The sequence below is a fragment of the Bradyrhizobium sp. STM 3809 genome (assembly GCF_000239795.1).
Lineage (GTDB): Bacteria > Pseudomonadota > Alphaproteobacteria > Rhizobiales > Xanthobacteraceae > Bradyrhizobium.
In genome coordinates, this window is sequence record NZ_CAFJ01000036.1 from 1 (window position 1) to 15380 (window position 15380).

The 15380-nt window shown below is 66.3% G+C and carries 19 protein-coding genes; 8 read left to right on the plus strand and 11 right to left on the minus strand.

Annotation, left to right across the window (positions count from 1 at the left end):
* Positions 1-557, minus strand: a 557-nt coding sequence (locus tag BRAS3809_RS01605; RefSeq protein ID WP_035654951.1) for a carotenoid oxygenase family protein, incomplete at its 3' end; no start/stop codon positions are given.
* Positions 558-666: 109 nt separating this feature from the next.
* On the opposite strand from BRAS3809_RS01605, the gene BRAS3809_RS01610 reads away from it, so the two are divergent.
* From BRAS3809_RS01610 to BRAS3809_RS01620, 3 genes are all read left to right on the plus strand, one after another.
* Entirely contained in the window at positions 667-1380 is a 714-nt protein-coding gene (locus BRAS3809_RS01610) for a TetR/AcrR family transcriptional regulator (protein WP_008960357.1), read from the plus strand.
* A gap of 45 nt (positions 1381-1425) precedes the next feature.
* Positions 1426-2130: a DUF6321 domain-containing protein gene (locus BRAS3809_RS01615; RefSeq protein ID WP_008960358.1), complete on the plus strand. Its 705-nt coding sequence runs from the start codon at positions 1426-1428 to the stop codon at positions 2128-2130.
* Positions 2131-2334: 204 nt separating this feature from the next.
* A complete protein-coding gene (locus BRAS3809_RS01620) occupies positions 2335-3069 on the plus strand; it encodes an SET domain-containing protein (protein ID WP_008960359.1) in 735 nt (244 codons plus the stop codon).
* Positions 3070-3095: 26 nt separating this feature from the next.
* On the opposite strand, the gene BRAS3809_RS01625 is transcribed toward BRAS3809_RS01620, so the two are convergent.
* The 3 genes from BRAS3809_RS01625 to BRAS3809_RS01635 form a co-directional block, all read right to left on the minus strand.
* Positions 3096-3713, minus strand: coding sequence for a class I SAM-dependent methyltransferase (locus BRAS3809_RS01625; protein ID WP_008960360.1), 618 nt, complete (start codon positions 3711-3713; stop codon positions 3096-3098).
* 123 nt (positions 3714-3836) lie between these two features.
* Positions 3837-4235 carry a hypothetical protein gene (locus BRAS3809_RS01630; RefSeq protein ID WP_008960361.1) on the minus strand — a complete coding sequence of 133 codons (399 nt, stop codon included), beginning with the start codon at positions 4233-4235 and terminating at the stop codon, positions 3837-3839.
* 32 nt (positions 4236-4267) lie between these two features.
* Entirely contained in the window at positions 4268-4492 is a 225-nt protein-coding gene (locus BRAS3809_RS01635) for a hypothetical protein (protein WP_008960362.1), read from the minus strand.
* A gap of 102 nt (positions 4493-4594) precedes the next feature.
* Between BRAS3809_RS01635 and BRAS3809_RS01640 the strand changes: the two genes are divergently transcribed.
* Together BRAS3809_RS01640 and BRAS3809_RS01645 are read left to right on the plus strand one after the other, a co-directional pair.
* Positions 4595-5410, plus strand: coding sequence for a helix-turn-helix domain-containing protein (locus BRAS3809_RS01640; RefSeq protein ID WP_008960363.1), 816 nt, complete (start codon positions 4595-4597; stop codon positions 5408-5410).
* A gap of 68 nt (positions 5411-5478) precedes the next feature.
* A complete protein-coding gene (locus BRAS3809_RS01645; protein ID WP_008960364.1) occupies positions 5479-6144 on the plus strand; it encodes a DsbA family oxidoreductase in 666 nt (221 codons plus the stop codon).
* Here BRAS3809_RS01645 and BRAS3809_RS01650 read toward each other — a convergent pair.
* The 3 genes from BRAS3809_RS01650 to BRAS3809_RS01660 form a co-directional block, all read right to left on the minus strand.
* Complete coding sequence (locus BRAS3809_RS01650) at positions 6122-7357, minus strand: GNAT family N-acetyltransferase (protein ID WP_008960365.1); 1236 nt, start codon at positions 7355-7357, stop codon at positions 6122-6124. The genes BRAS3809_RS01645 and BRAS3809_RS01650 overlap by 23 nt on opposite strands.
* Before the next feature lie 140 nt (positions 7358-7497).
* Positions 7498-8544, minus strand: a complete 1047-nt coding sequence (locus tag BRAS3809_RS01655; protein ID WP_035654962.1) for an HD-GYP domain-containing protein — start codon at positions 8542-8544, stop codon at positions 7498-7500.
* Positions 8545-8752: 208 nt separating this feature from the next.
* Positions 8753-9163 carry a hypothetical protein gene (locus BRAS3809_RS01660; protein ID WP_008960367.1) on the minus strand — a complete coding sequence of 137 codons (411 nt, stop codon included), beginning with the start codon at positions 9161-9163 and terminating at the stop codon, positions 8753-8755.
* A 199-nt stretch (positions 9164-9362) separates the two neighbouring features.
* Between BRAS3809_RS01660 and BRAS3809_RS01665 the strand changes: the two genes are divergently transcribed.
* Positions 9363-10853, plus strand: a complete 1491-nt coding sequence (locus BRAS3809_RS01665; RefSeq protein WP_008960368.1) for a caspase family protein — start codon at positions 9363-9365, stop codon at positions 10851-10853.
* Positions 10854-10939: 86 nt separating this feature from the next.
* Here the strand turns inward: BRAS3809_RS01665 and BRAS3809_RS01670 are convergent, their stop codons facing one another.
* Both BRAS3809_RS01670 and BRAS3809_RS01675 read right to left on the minus strand, forming a co-directional pair.
* Positions 10940-11191 carry a PilZ domain-containing protein gene (locus BRAS3809_RS01670; RefSeq protein ID WP_008960369.1) on the minus strand — a complete coding sequence of 84 codons (252 nt, stop codon included), beginning with the start codon at positions 11189-11191 and terminating at the stop codon, positions 10940-10942.
* Positions 11192-11351: 160 nt separating this feature from the next.
* Complete coding sequence (locus tag BRAS3809_RS01675) at positions 11352-11792, minus strand: PaaI family thioesterase (protein ID WP_008960370.1); 441 nt, start codon at positions 11790-11792, stop codon at positions 11352-11354.
* Between the two features lie 246 nt (positions 11793-12038).
* On the opposite strand from BRAS3809_RS01675, the gene BRAS3809_RS01680 reads away from it, so the two are divergent.
* Together BRAS3809_RS01680 and BRAS3809_RS01685 are read left to right on the plus strand one after the other, a co-directional pair.
* On the plus strand, positions 12039-12335 hold the full coding sequence (locus tag BRAS3809_RS01680; protein ID WP_008960371.1) for a hypothetical protein: 297 nt from the start codon (positions 12039-12041) through the stop codon (positions 12333-12335).
* 101 nt (positions 12336-12436) lie between these two features.
* Positions 12437-12682: a hypothetical protein gene (locus BRAS3809_RS01685; RefSeq protein ID WP_035654955.1), complete on the plus strand. Its 246-nt coding sequence runs from the start codon at positions 12437-12439 to the stop codon at positions 12680-12682.
* Positions 12683-13017: 335 nt separating this feature from the next.
* On the opposite strand, the gene BRAS3809_RS01690 is transcribed toward BRAS3809_RS01685, so the two are convergent.
* Together BRAS3809_RS01690 and BRAS3809_RS01700 are read right to left on the minus strand one after the other, a co-directional pair.
* Positions 13018-13257, minus strand: coding sequence for a DUF6894 family protein (locus BRAS3809_RS01690; protein WP_015665825.1), 240 nt, complete (start codon positions 13255-13257; stop codon positions 13018-13020).
* Positions 13258-14674: 1417 nt separating this feature from the next.
* Positions 14675-14968: a hypothetical protein gene (locus tag BRAS3809_RS01700; RefSeq protein ID WP_008960375.1), complete on the minus strand. Its 294-nt coding sequence runs from the start codon at positions 14966-14968 to the stop codon at positions 14675-14677.
* Between the last annotated feature and the right edge of the window lie 412 nt (positions 14969-15380).

The following is a 15380-nucleotide window of genomic DNA, read 5'->3' on the forward strand; positions in this document are numbered from 1 at the left end:
CCTGCGGCATTGTAGCCGAAGAACAGCAACTCGCCGGTGACGGGATCGGTCTTCGGATGCGCCGTGAAGGCGCCGTGCAGCCGGCCGCCGAAATCCTGATAGCCTCTGGTCGCGAGCGTGCCGGGCTCGATCTCGGTCGGCAGATGCGCCTCCTCGAGCGCGAGCAGCCTGCCGGCATGGGCGATGATGTTGGTATTCGCGACGCCGCCGTCGGTCACGTCGGCGGGGGCGTCGGGCAGCTTGCGGCCGAAGCCGCCGAACAGCGCCCGGCCGGCCTTGCGCTCGGCCTCGAATTTCGCCGTGCGGACCCAGCGGTTGCGATAGGAGGCGCGGCCGTTCTCGAGATGGAAGGCGTGCAGCATGCCGTCGCCGACGAACCAGTGCGCGCCGGGCTGCTCGAACTGCGGGTTGGGGCCGTTGCGATAGAGCGTGCCGTTGAGCTCGCGCGGCAGCTCGCCGGTGATCTTCAGGACCGGCGCGTCGCATTCGAACGGGATCGGCGCGAGATTGTTACGTTCGCTGCGGGCCGGCCGGGCGGTGGGTGTGCCGTCGCTCATGGCGTCCTCTCCACTTTATCTTTACGATGTAAAGATGAAGCTAGCGGGGGATGGCCGGCCGGTCAAGCCAAATCTTTACGCTGTCAAAATTGCTTGTATAAGGAGGCTCATGACGATCAAGACAGAACAGCTCCGGGCGCGCCCGCGCCGCGCCGCAACGACATCGCTCCGAGCGCGTCCGCGGCGCGCCACTGCGGAGGTGGCGACGCCCTATCATCACGGTGCGCTGCGCGAGGCGCTGCTGCAGGCGGCCGAGCGCGTGCTGGAGCGCGACGGGCTGGCCGGCCTCACCTTGCGCGCGGTCGCGCGCGAGGCCGGCGTGTCGCACGCGGCGCCGACGCACCACTTCAAGGATCTCACCGGCCTCGTCAGCGAGCTCGCCGCGATCGGCTTCACGCGCTTCAACGCGGCGATGAAGGCGGCGGGCGAGTCGCCGGGCACGCCGATCGACAAGGCGATGGCGCGGGCGCATGCCTATGTCGCCTATGCCCAGGCCAATCCCGGCATGTACGGGCTGATGTTCCGCACCGAGCGGCTCGACTATTCGCGCCCCTCGCTGCACGCGGCCGCCGAGGCCTCGTTCGCCGGCCTGGCCGGTTCGGTGGCCTCGCGCGGCGAAGGCCAGGTCGGCAACGAGGAGCTGGCGCTCGACCAGGCCGCGGCGATCGCGCGCGCCTGGTCGCTGGTGCACGGCTACACGATGCTGCTGCTCGAAGGCCGTCTCGCCGACATCCTGCGCCGCTCGCCCGCGGGCACGACGGCCGAATCGCTGCTCGATGCGATGCTGCGCGCGACGGTGCCGAAGCTGCCGCCGGGTGCGTAGTCCGCTGCAGCGGAAACCGAGGGCGGGATCATGCGTTGATGGCGCATGGCACGAAAACCCCGCGCTCCCTGGAGCAAGGCCAATCCGCGCAAGCGCGCGGGCAAGGCCTCCACCCATCTGACCTCAGCCGAGAAGGCCACGGCCAAGGCCCGTGCGCGCCGCGCCGGTCGCCGCTACCCCAACCTGGTCGACAACATGTCCGTCGCTGCCAAGAAGGCGCGCAAGACCAGGACCAGTGGCCGCAAGCGCTCGGCGCAGGCCAGGACGAAGACGGCGACGACGAAGAAGGCCACCACCAAGAAGGCCGCGACCAAGAGGCGCGCGGCTTCTTCGGCCAAGAAGCGATCCGCCAAGCGCGCCGCCCCGCGCTCCCAGGCGAAGCCGCGCAAGACTGCGGGACGCAAGCGGGAGAAGGATCCGCGCGGCGGTCTGACCGCGGCGGGACGCCGGGCATTCGCAGAACGCGACGGCGCGCAGCTGCGGCCGGGCGTCACCAAGGCGATGTCGGAGATGACGCCGCAGGACATGCGCCGCAAGGGCAGCTGGGCAGTGCGCTTCTACGGCCGCGATCCGTTGCCGCCGCTGGTCGACGCCAAGGGACGGCCGACGCGGCTGGCGCTGTCGGCTCATGCCTGGGGCGAGCCGGTGCCGCGCACCGTCGCCGCCGCGCGCAAGATTGCCGCAAAAGGCGAGCGGTTGCTGGCGCGCTATCATCGGCTCAAGGAGAAGACGCCGAGCCGAGGCGGCTAGGGCTGCGGCAGCGCCACGCTGACTCGCGCCATCGCGCCAGGACGAGGCAATTCGAACATGCGGTCGCCCGTGATCGCCGGAACTCGCCCCGTGCGGCCTGCTGCAAACTGGGGACGGCGCGAAACAGCGCAGGGAAACACCTGACAGCGCCACGAAATTATCCTAGAACGGCGGCCTCGCGAGGTCCATCTCTACTCATCGATCATGCCTGTCATCCCCTCGACCAAACCCTATCGCATCGGCCGCTCCAAGACGGGGCTCGGCCTGTTCGCCACGCAGCCGATCAAGAAGGGCACCAAGATCATCCGCTACTTCGGGCCGCTGTTGGACTCGAAGAAGGCCGAGGACGACGCGATCGAGAACAAATATCTGTTCGAGCTCGACAACCGCTGGACCATCGACGGCTCGGTCCGCGAGAACGTCGCCCGCTACATCAATCATTCCTGCAAGCCGAACGCCGAGTCCGACGTCAAGCCGCGCAAGAAGAAGATCTTCATCCGCGCCATCAAGAACATCGCGCCGGGCGAGGAGATCAACTACGACTACGGCACCGACTACTTCAAAGCCTATCTGAAGCCGATCGGCTGCAAATGCGACGCCTGCGAGAAGAAGCGGGCCAAGAAGAAGCTCGAGGCACGCGCCGAGCGCGCGAAGCAAAAGGCGAAGGACGAGCGCAAGGCCGAGAAAAAGGCCAAGGCGAAGGCCAAGGCGAAGGACAAGGCGAAGGACAAGGCGAAGGACAAGGCGAAAGACAGGTCGAAGGACAAGACCAATCCGCGCGCGAAGACCAAGGCGACGGCGGATGGCGCGACGACGCGAGGCAAGACCAAGGTCAATGCCAAGGTCGGTACCAAGAGCCGCCGGCCGGTCGCCGGCAAGCGCGTCAAGACCAAGTCCAGCCCCGCCAAGACGCTCGTCAGTCGCGCCAAGGCGGCCTGATCCAGTCGGCTTGCGTCTGGCGTCGCTTACCTCGGCTTGCTGAACGCCAGCGTCGTCCAGGTCACCCCCGCGGCCCGGTTCTCTGCCGTGAGCGAAGAGCCGCGGCGGTGGAGCTCCAGGTTCAGCCCGAGCAGACGCGCCGGCACAATGATGCTCTCGGGATCGATCTCGAACATCCGGCGGCCCTGTGGCACCGGCCCGTGCCGCAACGTCATGATCAGCATGCCACCGCGTGCCACGCGCGCGGCGATGTTGGGCAGCGCTCGCCGCCGCTCCGTCTCGTCGAGATGCATGAAGACGGCGGTGAGCATCACCAGGTCGAAGGACTCATCGCGGGTCGCGAGCACAGCGAGCTCCGGCAGGCTGTCGTCGATCCAGTCGATCGCAGGCGAGGCGTGCAGCTGCATCGCGCGGAGGCGCAGCGCATCGGTTGGCTCGACCGCAACCACCCTGTGGCCGAGGCGGGCGAACCAGGCGGCGTCGCGCCCCGTGCCGGCGCCGATGTCGAGTACGCGAGCGGGCGTCCTGGGCAGCAGGTGGAGCACGGCGGCATGCGCCTCGTCCGATGGAATGCTCTCGTAGCGCACGAAGAGGCTGTCAGCCTCGGCGGCGTAACCTTCCGTCCCGCTGACCTGTGGCGGCATCGTTGTGATCTCCCGCAGGACCCCGATGATGCCGAAGATGCGGTGGCCGCGCACGTCAAAACAGAGGGGGCGCGAGCGCCGGATGGCTCGATCTCGAGCACCGGCGCTCACCACCGCTCGGCGTCAGGCTGCCACGGCGCCGCCGCTGCGGCGCAGGCCCATGTATTGCAGTTCGGCGAAGACTCCGGTGCCGACCGCCTGCGCCGCGACGAAGATCTCACCCAGCACATTCGGCGTGACGAGGCCGGAGAACAGCAGCGCGACGCTGCCGACCGTCCACGCCGCGTTGCCGGCGATCACCAGCAGGATCAGCGGCTTTGGCGCCGTCGACCGGGAGCCGAGCCAACCGACGACGCACGCATAGACGATCAGGAACAGACCGGTCTCACGCAGCAGCGCCTCGGGCAATTGCAGCAGCGCCGCCAGCGGCGCGGCGTCGAAGGTCAGCGCGAGGCCGGCGACGCCGCTGAACACGGCATCGGCGATCAGGGCGCGGCGGAGCAGGGTGGACGAAGCGATCATGGCATGTCTCCTTCGGTGGGGTGCACTGTGGTTCAACGGAACCAGGCGACGAGACGACGGCGCAGGCGCGCCGGGCACAGCGTGCGGACGGCCCGGCTCTCGATCTCGGTCACCTGCGCGACGACGAGGCTGCCCGTGGCGTGCAGCAGCGGCTCCGGCAGGTCGAGCGAGCGCGCCAGCAGCGTGGTCGCGAGGCCGGCCAGCCAGCGGCCGAGCGCGCCGAGAGGAAGGGCTTCGGGACTTTGCTGCCTGCGCATGGTTCGTCTCCTGTGGTGGTGAAGATGGCCGGCAGCGGCAGGCGTTTCGATTACCTGGCAGGTCATGGAGGCGCTGACGTCCGCGTGATAGGTCTTCCGGCCATGACACAGCTCGCTTCGGCGCGCGCCGACCGCGCCAGACCCGTCCATGTCGGCGACCATCTGCGGCAATGGCGGCAGCGCCGGCATCTGTCCCAGCTCGATCTGGCGCTCGATGCGGAGATCTCGGCGCGACATCTCAGCTTCGTCGAAACCGGCCGCGCCGCGCCGTCGCGCGACATGGTCCTCAAGCTGGCGGAGCGGTTGGACGTGCCCCTGCGAGAACGCAACGTGCTGCTGGTCGCCGCCGGCTACGCGCCGGCGTTCCAGCAGCGTCCGCTGGAGGATCCAGCGCTGAAGCCCGCCCGCGAGGCGATGACTGTCGTGCTCAAGGCGCATGAGCCGAACCCGGCGGTGGCGGTCGACCGGCACTGGAACCTGGTCGCGGCCAACCGGATGATCGGGCCGCTGCTGGCCGGTGTTCCGGAGCGGCTGCTGGCGCCGCCGCTCAACGTCCTGCGTCTGGCGCTGCATCCCGACGGGCTGGCGGCGCGAACCGTGAACCTCGCGGAATGGAGCAGCCATCTGCTGGAGCGGCTGCACCGGCAATGCGAGGCGACGGCGGATGCCGAACTGCTGAAGCTCTACGAGGAGCTGAAATCCTATCCGATCCCAGCACGATCGGCGCCGCTCGCCGCCGACAGCGTCGTCATTCCGTTGCGGCTGCGGGTCGGCACGGACGTGCTGAGCTTCTTCTCGACGACGATGGTGTTCGGCACGCCGGTCGATGTCACGCTGTCGGAGCTGGCCCTGGAAACCTTCTTCCCGGCGGACGACCTCACCGCCGCCAGGCTGAGGGAGATGGTTACCGCGCTGTGACCGCGGCTTGTGTTGAGCGGTGAGGGGCTTATCTTGGCAGGATGGCTGAGCGAACCGGAGCGATGCGCATGAGCACCTTGAAGCCGCTGATCATCGACGTCGTCTCCGATGTCGTCTGTCCCTGGTGCTACATCGGCAAGCATCGCATCGAGGAAGCGCTGAAGCTCGTGCCCGACGTGCCGGTCGAGCTGAACTTCCGCCCGTTCTTCCTCAATCCCTGGGTGCCACGCGAGGGCATCAGCCGCGAGCAATATCTGACCACCAAGTTCGGCTCGGTCGAGGCCTACAAGGGCATCGCGGGACGCGTGGTCGCGGCGGCCGAGCAGGAGGGGCTGAGCTACCGGCCCGACAAGGTCGCGCGCCAGCCCAACACGACCGATTGCCACCGCCTGATCCACTGGGCTGGCCAGATCGGCAGGGCGCCGGAGATGAAGCAGCGGCTGATGGAGTTGTACTTCCGCGACGGCGGCGATCTCACCGACATCGACGTGCTGGTGCAGGCCGCGGCGGATTGCGGGCTCGATGCAGCCGTCGTGCGCAGGATGCTGGCGACCGAGGAGGATGTGGCGCTGGTGTCGGCGCAGGCGCAGGAGGCGGCCGAGAAGGGCATTTCAGGCGTGCCGACCTATGTGTTCGCGCAGAAATACGCCGTCTCCGGTGCGCAGGATCCGCAGATGCTGGCGCGCGCGATCCGTCAGGTGTCGGCGGAGGTCAACGCCGAGGCGGCGGAGTAGCCGCCCGCTTGTTCCAGTCGCGGATCGCGTGAATCGCGCGCCGCGCCAAGCCGAGGCCCTCTTGGCGCGCGATCAGCGCGGTGTGGATGATCTCGACAGCCGGATCGCGCGGATAGAGCGGGATCAGCACGTCGCCGATCGCCAGCCGTCCACGCCAGATCGGATCGATCATCGGGTGACCGGGGCCGGCGGTGGAGTCCGCCGTGCTGATCACAGGGTCGCTGCACAGGTGGCGCGTCAGGTCGAGCGTGAGCTGAACGCCCGGCGAGTACCTGGCAAAATGCTGGTCGACGCCGAGCTTGAAGAAGAAGGCCCGAGACCGGTGCCGCAGCACGATTCCCGCCGCGACGGCGATCTCGCCGGCGAACAGGCTGATGATCTCGCAGGCGCCGTCCTGCGCAAGCGAGGGTACGGCGCGCCGGATGAAGGCGGCATCGCCGTCATGCTGGATCAGCGCCGTGCCGCGGCGTCCCTTCCAGCCGCTGGCCTCGAGCGCGAGGAACGTCTCGAGGGCCGCGGCGGCCTCCTCGGGCGTCCGGGCGACCTTGAAACAGACGTCGCCATGCTCGGCCAGCCGGTTCCGCTGACGGCGCAGCTCCTTCAGCTTCTTGCCGCCGAGCGCGTCCTGCAGCACCGCCTCGCCATCGTCAGTCGCATCCAGGAGCGCGCGCTGATGGGATTGCAGAAGGCGCGGGCGCAGCTGTTGACGACGCAGGACGCTGTCGAAGGCCTGCATCGCCGGGCCGGCGACCGACATGTCGCGCAGCAGGAGGGCGTGGGCGCCCGCGCGTCGCGCGGCGTCGAGCAGCCCCATCACCGCAGGCTCCGCGCTGTCGGCATCGAGCAGCGGCGTGCACAGCGTGCCGTAGGGATGGCCGCTAGCGAGGGCAGGCAGCGGCAGCCGATAGGCACGCCACAGCGACGTGACCGGCGCCAGGCCGATCAGGCGCGACGACGGCTCGTCGTCGCTCCAGGCGCACAGCGCCGAGGCCCCGGTACGGCCGCGGGCCGACGCGTTCACCGCGCGCTCCCAGCCGGGCAGGTAGTAGCCGTTTGGCTCGAGCGCGCGCTCCGCCAGTTGCTGCCAGATCGGGGCCTCGAGGGTGTCGAGCGCGGGCAAGGCCTCGCGCGATGGCGGCACGCTGGAATCGACGCCGCGCCGCTCCGCGGCGGGCAATGCATGCGCAATGGTGCGATCGATGATCTCGGCCACGTCCCGACAAATCCCCTTGCCGCGCACAATGGCGCGGGGCGGTCCGATGGTATCGCAAAGCTGCCAAGATAGCCCTTGCCGATCGGCTCGGATTTGCGCGGCGGGCTTAACCGCGCATTGACCACGATCGCAGTTGCAGGTCAGCGGATCAGCGCGACATCGCGGAATGCGCCGACCAGCGGCTTCTCGAGCTTGCCTTCCATCCCCTGCAGGATCTCGTAGGCCTTTTCCCGCGCCATCACCGGCTTGTAGCTGCGATACTCGATCAGGGCCGAGAAGATGTCGGAGATGGTCAGGATGCGCGTCAGGTCCGGGATGTTGTGGTCCATCAATCCATCCGGATAGCCGCTGCCGTCGAGAAATTCATGATGATGGCGGACCGCATTGAGCACCTCGGTGGTGATCGCCGCGTTGTCCTTCAGCACGTCGTATCCCACCGTCGGGTGAGTTTCGACCAATGCGCGCTCCTTGACGTCGAGGCGGCCCGGCTTGTCGAGGATGGACAGCGGGATCGTGGCCTTGCCGATATCGTGGAACATCGCCGCCATGTAGAGCCGCTCGAGATCCGAGCTGTGGACCCCGAGGCTCAGGCCGAAGTCGACGGTGATGCCGGTGACAAGCAGACAGTGCTGATAGGTGCCCTCGTGATGTCGGCGCACGGTGGCGAGCCAGTCGGAGAGGCCATTTTCGGCGATCGATTCCGCAATGTGCTTGCCGGCCCGACGCGTTTCCTCGACGTCGATCTCGGCGCCGCTCAGCACCGCCGCGAACATCGAGGCGATGCTGGATGCGCCTGCAAAGGCGGCCTGGCGTTCGTCGGGCGCGACGCTGTTGGCCGCCGAGCCGGGGTGCGCGTCCATGAGCTTGCCGAGCAACTGATTGCGGCTCGGCGTGCTCGACAGCACGCTCGTCGCGCCGAGCGCATAGGCCTGAACCGTCGACAGACGTGATTTGTGGTTGGTCAGGAAGATGCGGCGCGGAATGCGCGCCAGTCGATCGGAAACCTCTTTCAGCGCCGCGATATTGTCGACGTCGCGCAGATCGGCAGCCACGACGATGGCGTCGATGTTGCCGTTCCTGATGTCGGCGTCAGCAATCAGTTCCGATGTCAGCGAACAGCGTTCGGCGAGCATGCCGCGAAGCAGGTCGAGCTTGGCTGCGTCATCGCCGACGAGATGAACGTTCATGAAGAACCGGTCCAGGGTCATTCCGCGTTGTCGTGTGCCATGTTGCGGAACAATCGTTAAATTTGGGCCATTCGTTCGCTGGTCGGTCGGTGGTTTGCGTTAGCTAAGAACTAACATTACGAGACGGAAGTGGTAGCAGGTTCCCGCATGCGTCTGCCGGCGATCATCCCAGGTCGACGGGAACTATCGATCTCGCCTTCGAGTTGAATCACTTCGTCGGCATGATTGGCTTGTAATTTTCAGAAACACATTCGTCGCCGGCGGCGACGCGCCGTCGATCGATGATCTCGTTTTGCCTGATCGTCAGTCGGTAGATCTGGTTTCGGAGCGGGGCGCCGGCCACCGAGATGATTTGGGCACGCACGCATGCGCTCCATGCGTCACCACGATCAGTCCGCTTCGCGGATGTCGCCTCGAGGTCGCGCGGCAGCGTGGTGGCCACGAAGATCATGTCGAGGTTTTTCCGGACGAGCATCGCCACGTCCGGGGGAACTTCGGGCGGGGGAGGGTCGGCTTCCTTCACCCGCATGAAGGCGGGGAGGCGCGACTGGCTGTCGGCGGCGCAGCCTGACAACAGCAGAGCCGCGAGCAGCCCTACCAGTGACGCCGTCCGCCGCATGATCGACCCATCCCCGTACAGGCGCGGACGCTATTTTGCGATCGCGGCAATGCTGCGGGAATCTCGTGCAGCAACGGTGTCAGATCGAAACGGCCCGTGGGCTGACGGTCGTCGTGGTGTGGCTCTTTGCACTCGGCCGTGAACCGGCTTGCAAACCGTCTCGACCAATTGGCACGTCCCGCGCAGATTGGAGAACGCCATGTTTCGCCATGCTTTCAGGGCCGCCTTGGTGGCGGGTGGCCTGCTCGCCGGTTTGTCGTCCGCCATGGCCGAAAGCAGCCGGCTGGCGCTGGTGATCGGACAGTCAGCCTATCGGTCGGTGACCCCGCTGCCCAATCCGGCGAACGACGCGAAGGCCATGGCCAAGATGCTGGGCGAGGCCGGCTTCGATGTCACCACGGCCGCCGACCTGTCACAGCGCGATCTGAACCGCGAGGTCGGCGATTTCGCCGCGAAGATCGCGAGCAAGGGGCCGGACACGGTGGCGTTGGTGTTTTACGCCGGTCACGGTCTGCAGATCGACGGCGAGAACTACCTTGTTCCGGTCGACGTCGATCCGCGCCGCGAGGCCGATATTCCGCTGCAAGCGGTGCGGCTCAACGATCTCCTCAATACGCTCAACGCGGTGCCGAGCCGGATGCGCATCCTGCTGCTCGATGCCTGCCGCAACAATCCGTTCCCGGCCATCAATCAGAGCGCAGGCCGTGGTCTCGCGCTGCTCGACACCAAGAGCGGAGCGCCGGGAACGTTCTTGTCCTACTCGACATCTCCGGGAGCGGAGGCCGAGGATGGCAGCGGCGACAACAGTCCCTACACCACGGCGCTGCTGCAGGCGGCGCGCGAGCCGGGCCTGCCGATCGAGGAAGCGTTCAAGCGCGTGCGCGTCGCCGTCAACAAGGCCACCGAGGGCCGGCAGACGCCGTGGGATTCGTCGTCGCTGACCGAGGATTTCCGCTTCGTCGCCGCCAATGATCCCAGCGCGGCCAATGCCGGGCCGCGGCCGGTCGTGGTGAAGCGCAGCGTCGATGAATGGAAGCGCAGCCTGCAGGGCAAGCCGATCGAGACCGCCAACGAGATCATCGTCGGCGACGGCAGCGTCGAGGCCTACGAGGCCTTCGTCACGCTCTACACAGCCGCTCCTTATGGACCGCAGGCACGGCAATGGCTGGACCTGCACAACCGGATGGCGGCCTGGAACGAGGCCGTGCTGATCAACACGGTGGCCTCGTATCAGGGCTTCCTCGACCGCTATCCGGAAAGCGACCTGACGCCGACCGCGCGCAAGCTGATCGAGCGGCTGCGCAATCGTCCGGTGATGACACCGGTCGTGGCTGCCGCCAATCCAGCCATTCCAGTCAGCGCGCCGCCGATCGTTCCGGCCACTGCCGCAGCCGGGCCGATCTGCCCATGCTCGCAGACGCCGCCGCCCAAGCGGGTCGAGGAGAAGCCGGTCAGGAAACGTGATGTGGATCCGCCGAAGCGAGCGGGCCGTCCGACGCGCCGTGACCCCGGCGACGACGTCGTGGTCTACGCGCCGCCGCCTCCGCCGCGAGAGTATTACGGGCCACCGGTGCGGGTGGTGCCACCGGTGGGCATCGGGATCGGGATCGGCATCGGGGGCGGCTATGGCGGGGGTGGCTATGGTCGCGTTCCCCAGACTTATCCCACACGCCGGGGCTATGGCTACTGACGGCTATCGCTACCGGGAACTCGAGCCTCAGCCAGCCGGAAGCTGCTGCGGTTCGGATGCAGGTCCGAGCCGCAACTCGCAGCATGTCAGTCGAACGCGACCCCGATCCGCTTGTCGTGGCTCCATACCGCGTGGCAGCGCCGCGTGAACTTGTCGGTGGGGATCACCAGCGTGAAGGCGCCTGGCAGGCCGACCGGGTTGACGACCTCGACCCGGGCACCTGTGTCCGAGATGTTGCGGACCATGCAATCGACCGCGCCGCCGCCGTCGAACGCCAGCCTGCCTTGCTTGAGCACCCGATGCCGGGGTGCGATGCGCTTTTCAGTCGTCTCGCTCATGGCCTGTAACCCGATGCCGAATGGCGCCACCTTTCGCGTCAAAAACGCGTAAAATAAATCAGGCCCGGGTTTCAACGCGGTGAATCGATCCGATGAAGGCGGGGATCGGGTCTTTACGGTCCGTTAAGCGTCCAGATCGCGCGGCGCGGGTGAATCTTCGTCAGAGCATGGCGAAGGCGCTCGATACCATGGCGGCCGGTTTGCCGTCGCTGGCGCTCGTCAGGGTCACCCGGCCGAAACTCATGGTCCGTCCCATCCGCACGACCCGCGCCTCGGCCAGCACGTCGGAGGAGGCGACGGCGCGCATGAAATGCGTGGTCTGGTCGACGGTGGTCATCGGCCGGTAGCCGCCGCTCGCGGTGACCATCGCGATGACCATCGCGGTATCCGCGAAGGCCATCAGCGCCTGGCCGCAGACCACCCCGTTGTCGCGGCACAGGCGCGATGAGAACGGCATGCGCAGGATCGCGCCGGGCTCGCCCTGGGCTGACGGTGCAATGTCCTCGATGATCAGGGCAAGATCCCTGATCCAGGGGGCGAACACGTCGTCGAGGATGCGTCGCGCCTGATCGATGGCGAAATCCGGGTTGTCGTTCGGCACGCGCCTCGTCCTCCCAGTCGTTTCCTGACTTGTCGTTTCGTGTCGCCCGCCACGCCTCGCGGCGCGGCCCTCCGATCGTCCAGGCCCGCGGCTTGAAAAGGTCGGAGTTCGAATCCTATGATGAAAGCGGTCCAGGTGACAGTCCGACGCGATGGGGCGGTCCGGACGCGGCCTCAGGACGCGCCCGTCCGCACTTGGCGCTTGGCGAGGCAATGGTATAAGGCGGCCGATACCCGGGAGTAAGCAATGAAGAAGCTGATCGTGACGATGTCGGTCGCGCTGCTGGCCGGCTGGGCCGTTCCGGCGCTGGCGCAGATGCCGAACATCAATCTTCTCGCCGATGGTCCGTCCAAGACCCCGGAGGAGAAGGAGGCCGATGCCGCGCGCGAGAAGGCCTACAAGGACACCATACGGAAGATCCCGGACGCCAAGACCAGTTCCGATCCCTGGGGCAATGTGCGCGCCGCGGAACAGCCGAAGGCCCCGCCGGCGGTCAAGACCACGGCGGCCAAGAAGCCGAAGTCCGGCGCCAGCACCAACTGACCGGTCGCTCGCTCCGGGGCGGGAATTCCGGCGACTCGGATTCCGCGCGGCCTTGTCTATATTGGGAGGCAGACGGGGTTGTTGCGCGTTGGAGTTGGCCGATGGGGTTGCGCCCGCGAGACATTGCCAGCCGGATGGCGGCCCGGCGCCGGAACGAGGCCGGCCGTGTGCGCGACGGCTACGTACGCGACACGTTCACGCTGCCGCGCGAGGAAGCGCGAGCCAAGGCCCGCGACTATCTCTCCCGCTATCCGAAGGCCGGCTACATGAGCGCGGTTGAAAGCTGGCGCGAGCTTCCCGACGGCGCCATCGAGTTCACGATGCGGCGATTGCCGAGCGCGGACTGATCCGGCCGCTACTCTTTCTCACCGAGCAGCCTGCGCGTGTCGCGGTTGATGAAGTGAAGGCGGGTACAGGCCTTGCAGACCACGGTCTCATAGGCGCATGCGGGATCGCCCGGCTTTGGCTCTTCCAGCCAATGCTGAACGTTCATCCCGGTTCGCGGACATTTGAAGATCAGATTACCCATACAAATTTAAGTGTCGGCCAAGATCGGCACTGGCTACTTGATCTGGATCAAGATCGCCTGCCGAAATGACAGGCATTCGCATCGCCGCACATGCGGTGATTGAGCGTCTTCAGAAACTACGAGTTTTGATTGCAGGTGGCGCTGCGCGCAGCGTCAGGCCTGGTCCAGCGATTCGGCCACGATGCGGATTCGAAAGACCGGCTGTCGTGTCTCGTCGAGCAACTCCATCTGCCATTCGGAGTTCTCGGCGAGCTTGCGCGAGATGCTGCTGGCCATGTCGGCACAGACCGTGGTCATCTCTTTCCACGCTGCATTGCGATCGGCGCATTCAGTCCCATACTCGGACGCGCCTGAGAAGTGGCCGTTACGGATACGAAAGAAATAGAGCGGCATTGCCAAAACCGGTGAGCCCTGACCGCCCCAGGCCGCTGGGTTTGATGAACGCAGCGTAAATGGAGGCGGAAAAGGCCCCTGGATCAATTCCGGTAAAATACGGTCGCTCGCGCAAGCTGTTAGTTGCAAAGGCAGGCGTGCGCAGCCTTTGCAGCGACACCTGGACCGCTGCGCCGCCACCGCGTGAGCCTCGGACCGGCCCGATCCGAGGCTCGACATCAGCGTCGTAGCTGCCCGCGAGGGTAGTTCGGCAGTGACAATGAGATCCTGCCCGACAATGGCGCGCACGCCTTGCGTCAAATCAAGCTTTGCAACGGATGCCGCGGTCGGGACGAGATCATGCCCCACGCCTGTCGTGGATCGGGACCCGCTCCGGTACGACCGTGAGCCGGTAGACCACCTCGGTCGAACCGTCGACCGTCTCGAGCAGCTCATCACAGGCGGGGCAGCGTCGATCGCCTGCACGCCCATGCTGAGAGTGGAGCTCGATGCGGAGAAGGCCGGCGCTGCAGGAGCGGCAGATGAGATCATCACGTGTCATGGACCATGATGATGCAGGACGGGCGGATCAGTTCCGGGCTCCGGCCACAACAGAGGATTGGACATCCGCACGCATCCTCAGCGCCCATCCTGACCGTCAAAGGCCCTGGACCTCGGTCCAGGGCCTTCTTTGGGCGCGGATGGTTTCAGGGCCGTGCGCCTACATTTGACGGACCTGCAGATATGATCTGCAGATGGCTGGTGCCGGTGTCATGGAAGAGGAGACGATACATCTCTCGACCGAATTGGCAGGTCGAAACGCACCGCCGATGATCGAACACGAACAAACAAATCCGGGGCTATCGAAAAATTCGTCGTGGCGTTCATTCTTCGAACAGTAGCACAACCAAAAGTTTATTGCAACGAATGCCACGTTTCAAGAATGGATGGCCTTTTGGTCCGGACGGCTCGGACGATCGGCGGTGATCCCCGGATGGTCGACCCCGTCGGGGCCGCGCCTCGATGATCCTCATCCTACCATCGCGAGCCCGTCCGCTTCGTCACGATCCTGCATTGTCTGTCGTCCATCATATCGACCTCGGCCGCGCCTCCCGGATGGCGCATCAGCAGCGGGAACCCGCCTCGACGGACTTCGTTCGTCCGCAGCGATTGTGCGTGTAGTTGTCGCGGTTCTCGTCTGCTGATAGTAGCGCACCGGCGACGATGGTGTCGAACTCATAGCCCGCCTCGTGACGGCCGTCGAACTCACAGCCGCCTCATGGAGACAAGCGACGGCTGCATTCCCTTGCTCTGCACGAAATTCGTGCGCCTGCTCACCTGATGAGCCGAACAAAAGCAGAAGACGCCCGGGAACTTCGTTCCTGCCAGGAGAACCACGGACGTGCGGTGTCCGCACGCCAGCGGAAGTCCGGTGGTTTCAAGGAAAACTTTTGACGAGCACGATGGCGCCGACGATGGCCGCGTTGAAGTCGTCGAGATCTTCGCTCGGGATCCAGTACTCGAGATGATCACGCCCGCCGGCCTCGCGCACCTCATAGCGGTCGATGAACTCTCGTCGAACTTGAAAACGTAGGACATGGCCGCTGCCGCTGGCCGGCACGTTCCAGTCGCGGGCGATCTTCACCGCATAGTCCTCCGTGAGAACCGGATAGAAGATCGGCTGCTCGGGCAGGCGCGGCGGAAACGCGCGCATGCCGGTCGCCTCGATCAAAGCGAGTTCCTTCGGGCCGACGGGGCGCCACAGCGTGATGGCCTGGGTGGTGTCAGGTGCCATGAGGCTCTCGCGAGCGGATCGCTCTCTCCGGATCCCAACGGGTAAGGCGCTGCCAGCGCCCGATCAAGCCTGCAATCTCTGATAGAGGGAGTGGGTGTCGCGGTCGATGAATGAAGCTGCCGCGCGGCCCAACGGCCCCGCCCTGATCCGCGGCCCCATCGGCCATCCGCTCCAGGGATCCGAACCGTCCGTCGCTCCGCGGCTCTCCGCGCCCTGCGGGTGACGCGGCTGCTCCGTGCTGCCTCGGCCGGGCTTCGCGACCCGCATCCACAGTCGTGGCCCTGGAGTCCGGCAAACGGCAGAAGAACATATTGCGAACAAAGAACAGATCAGGTACATTCACCTCAAG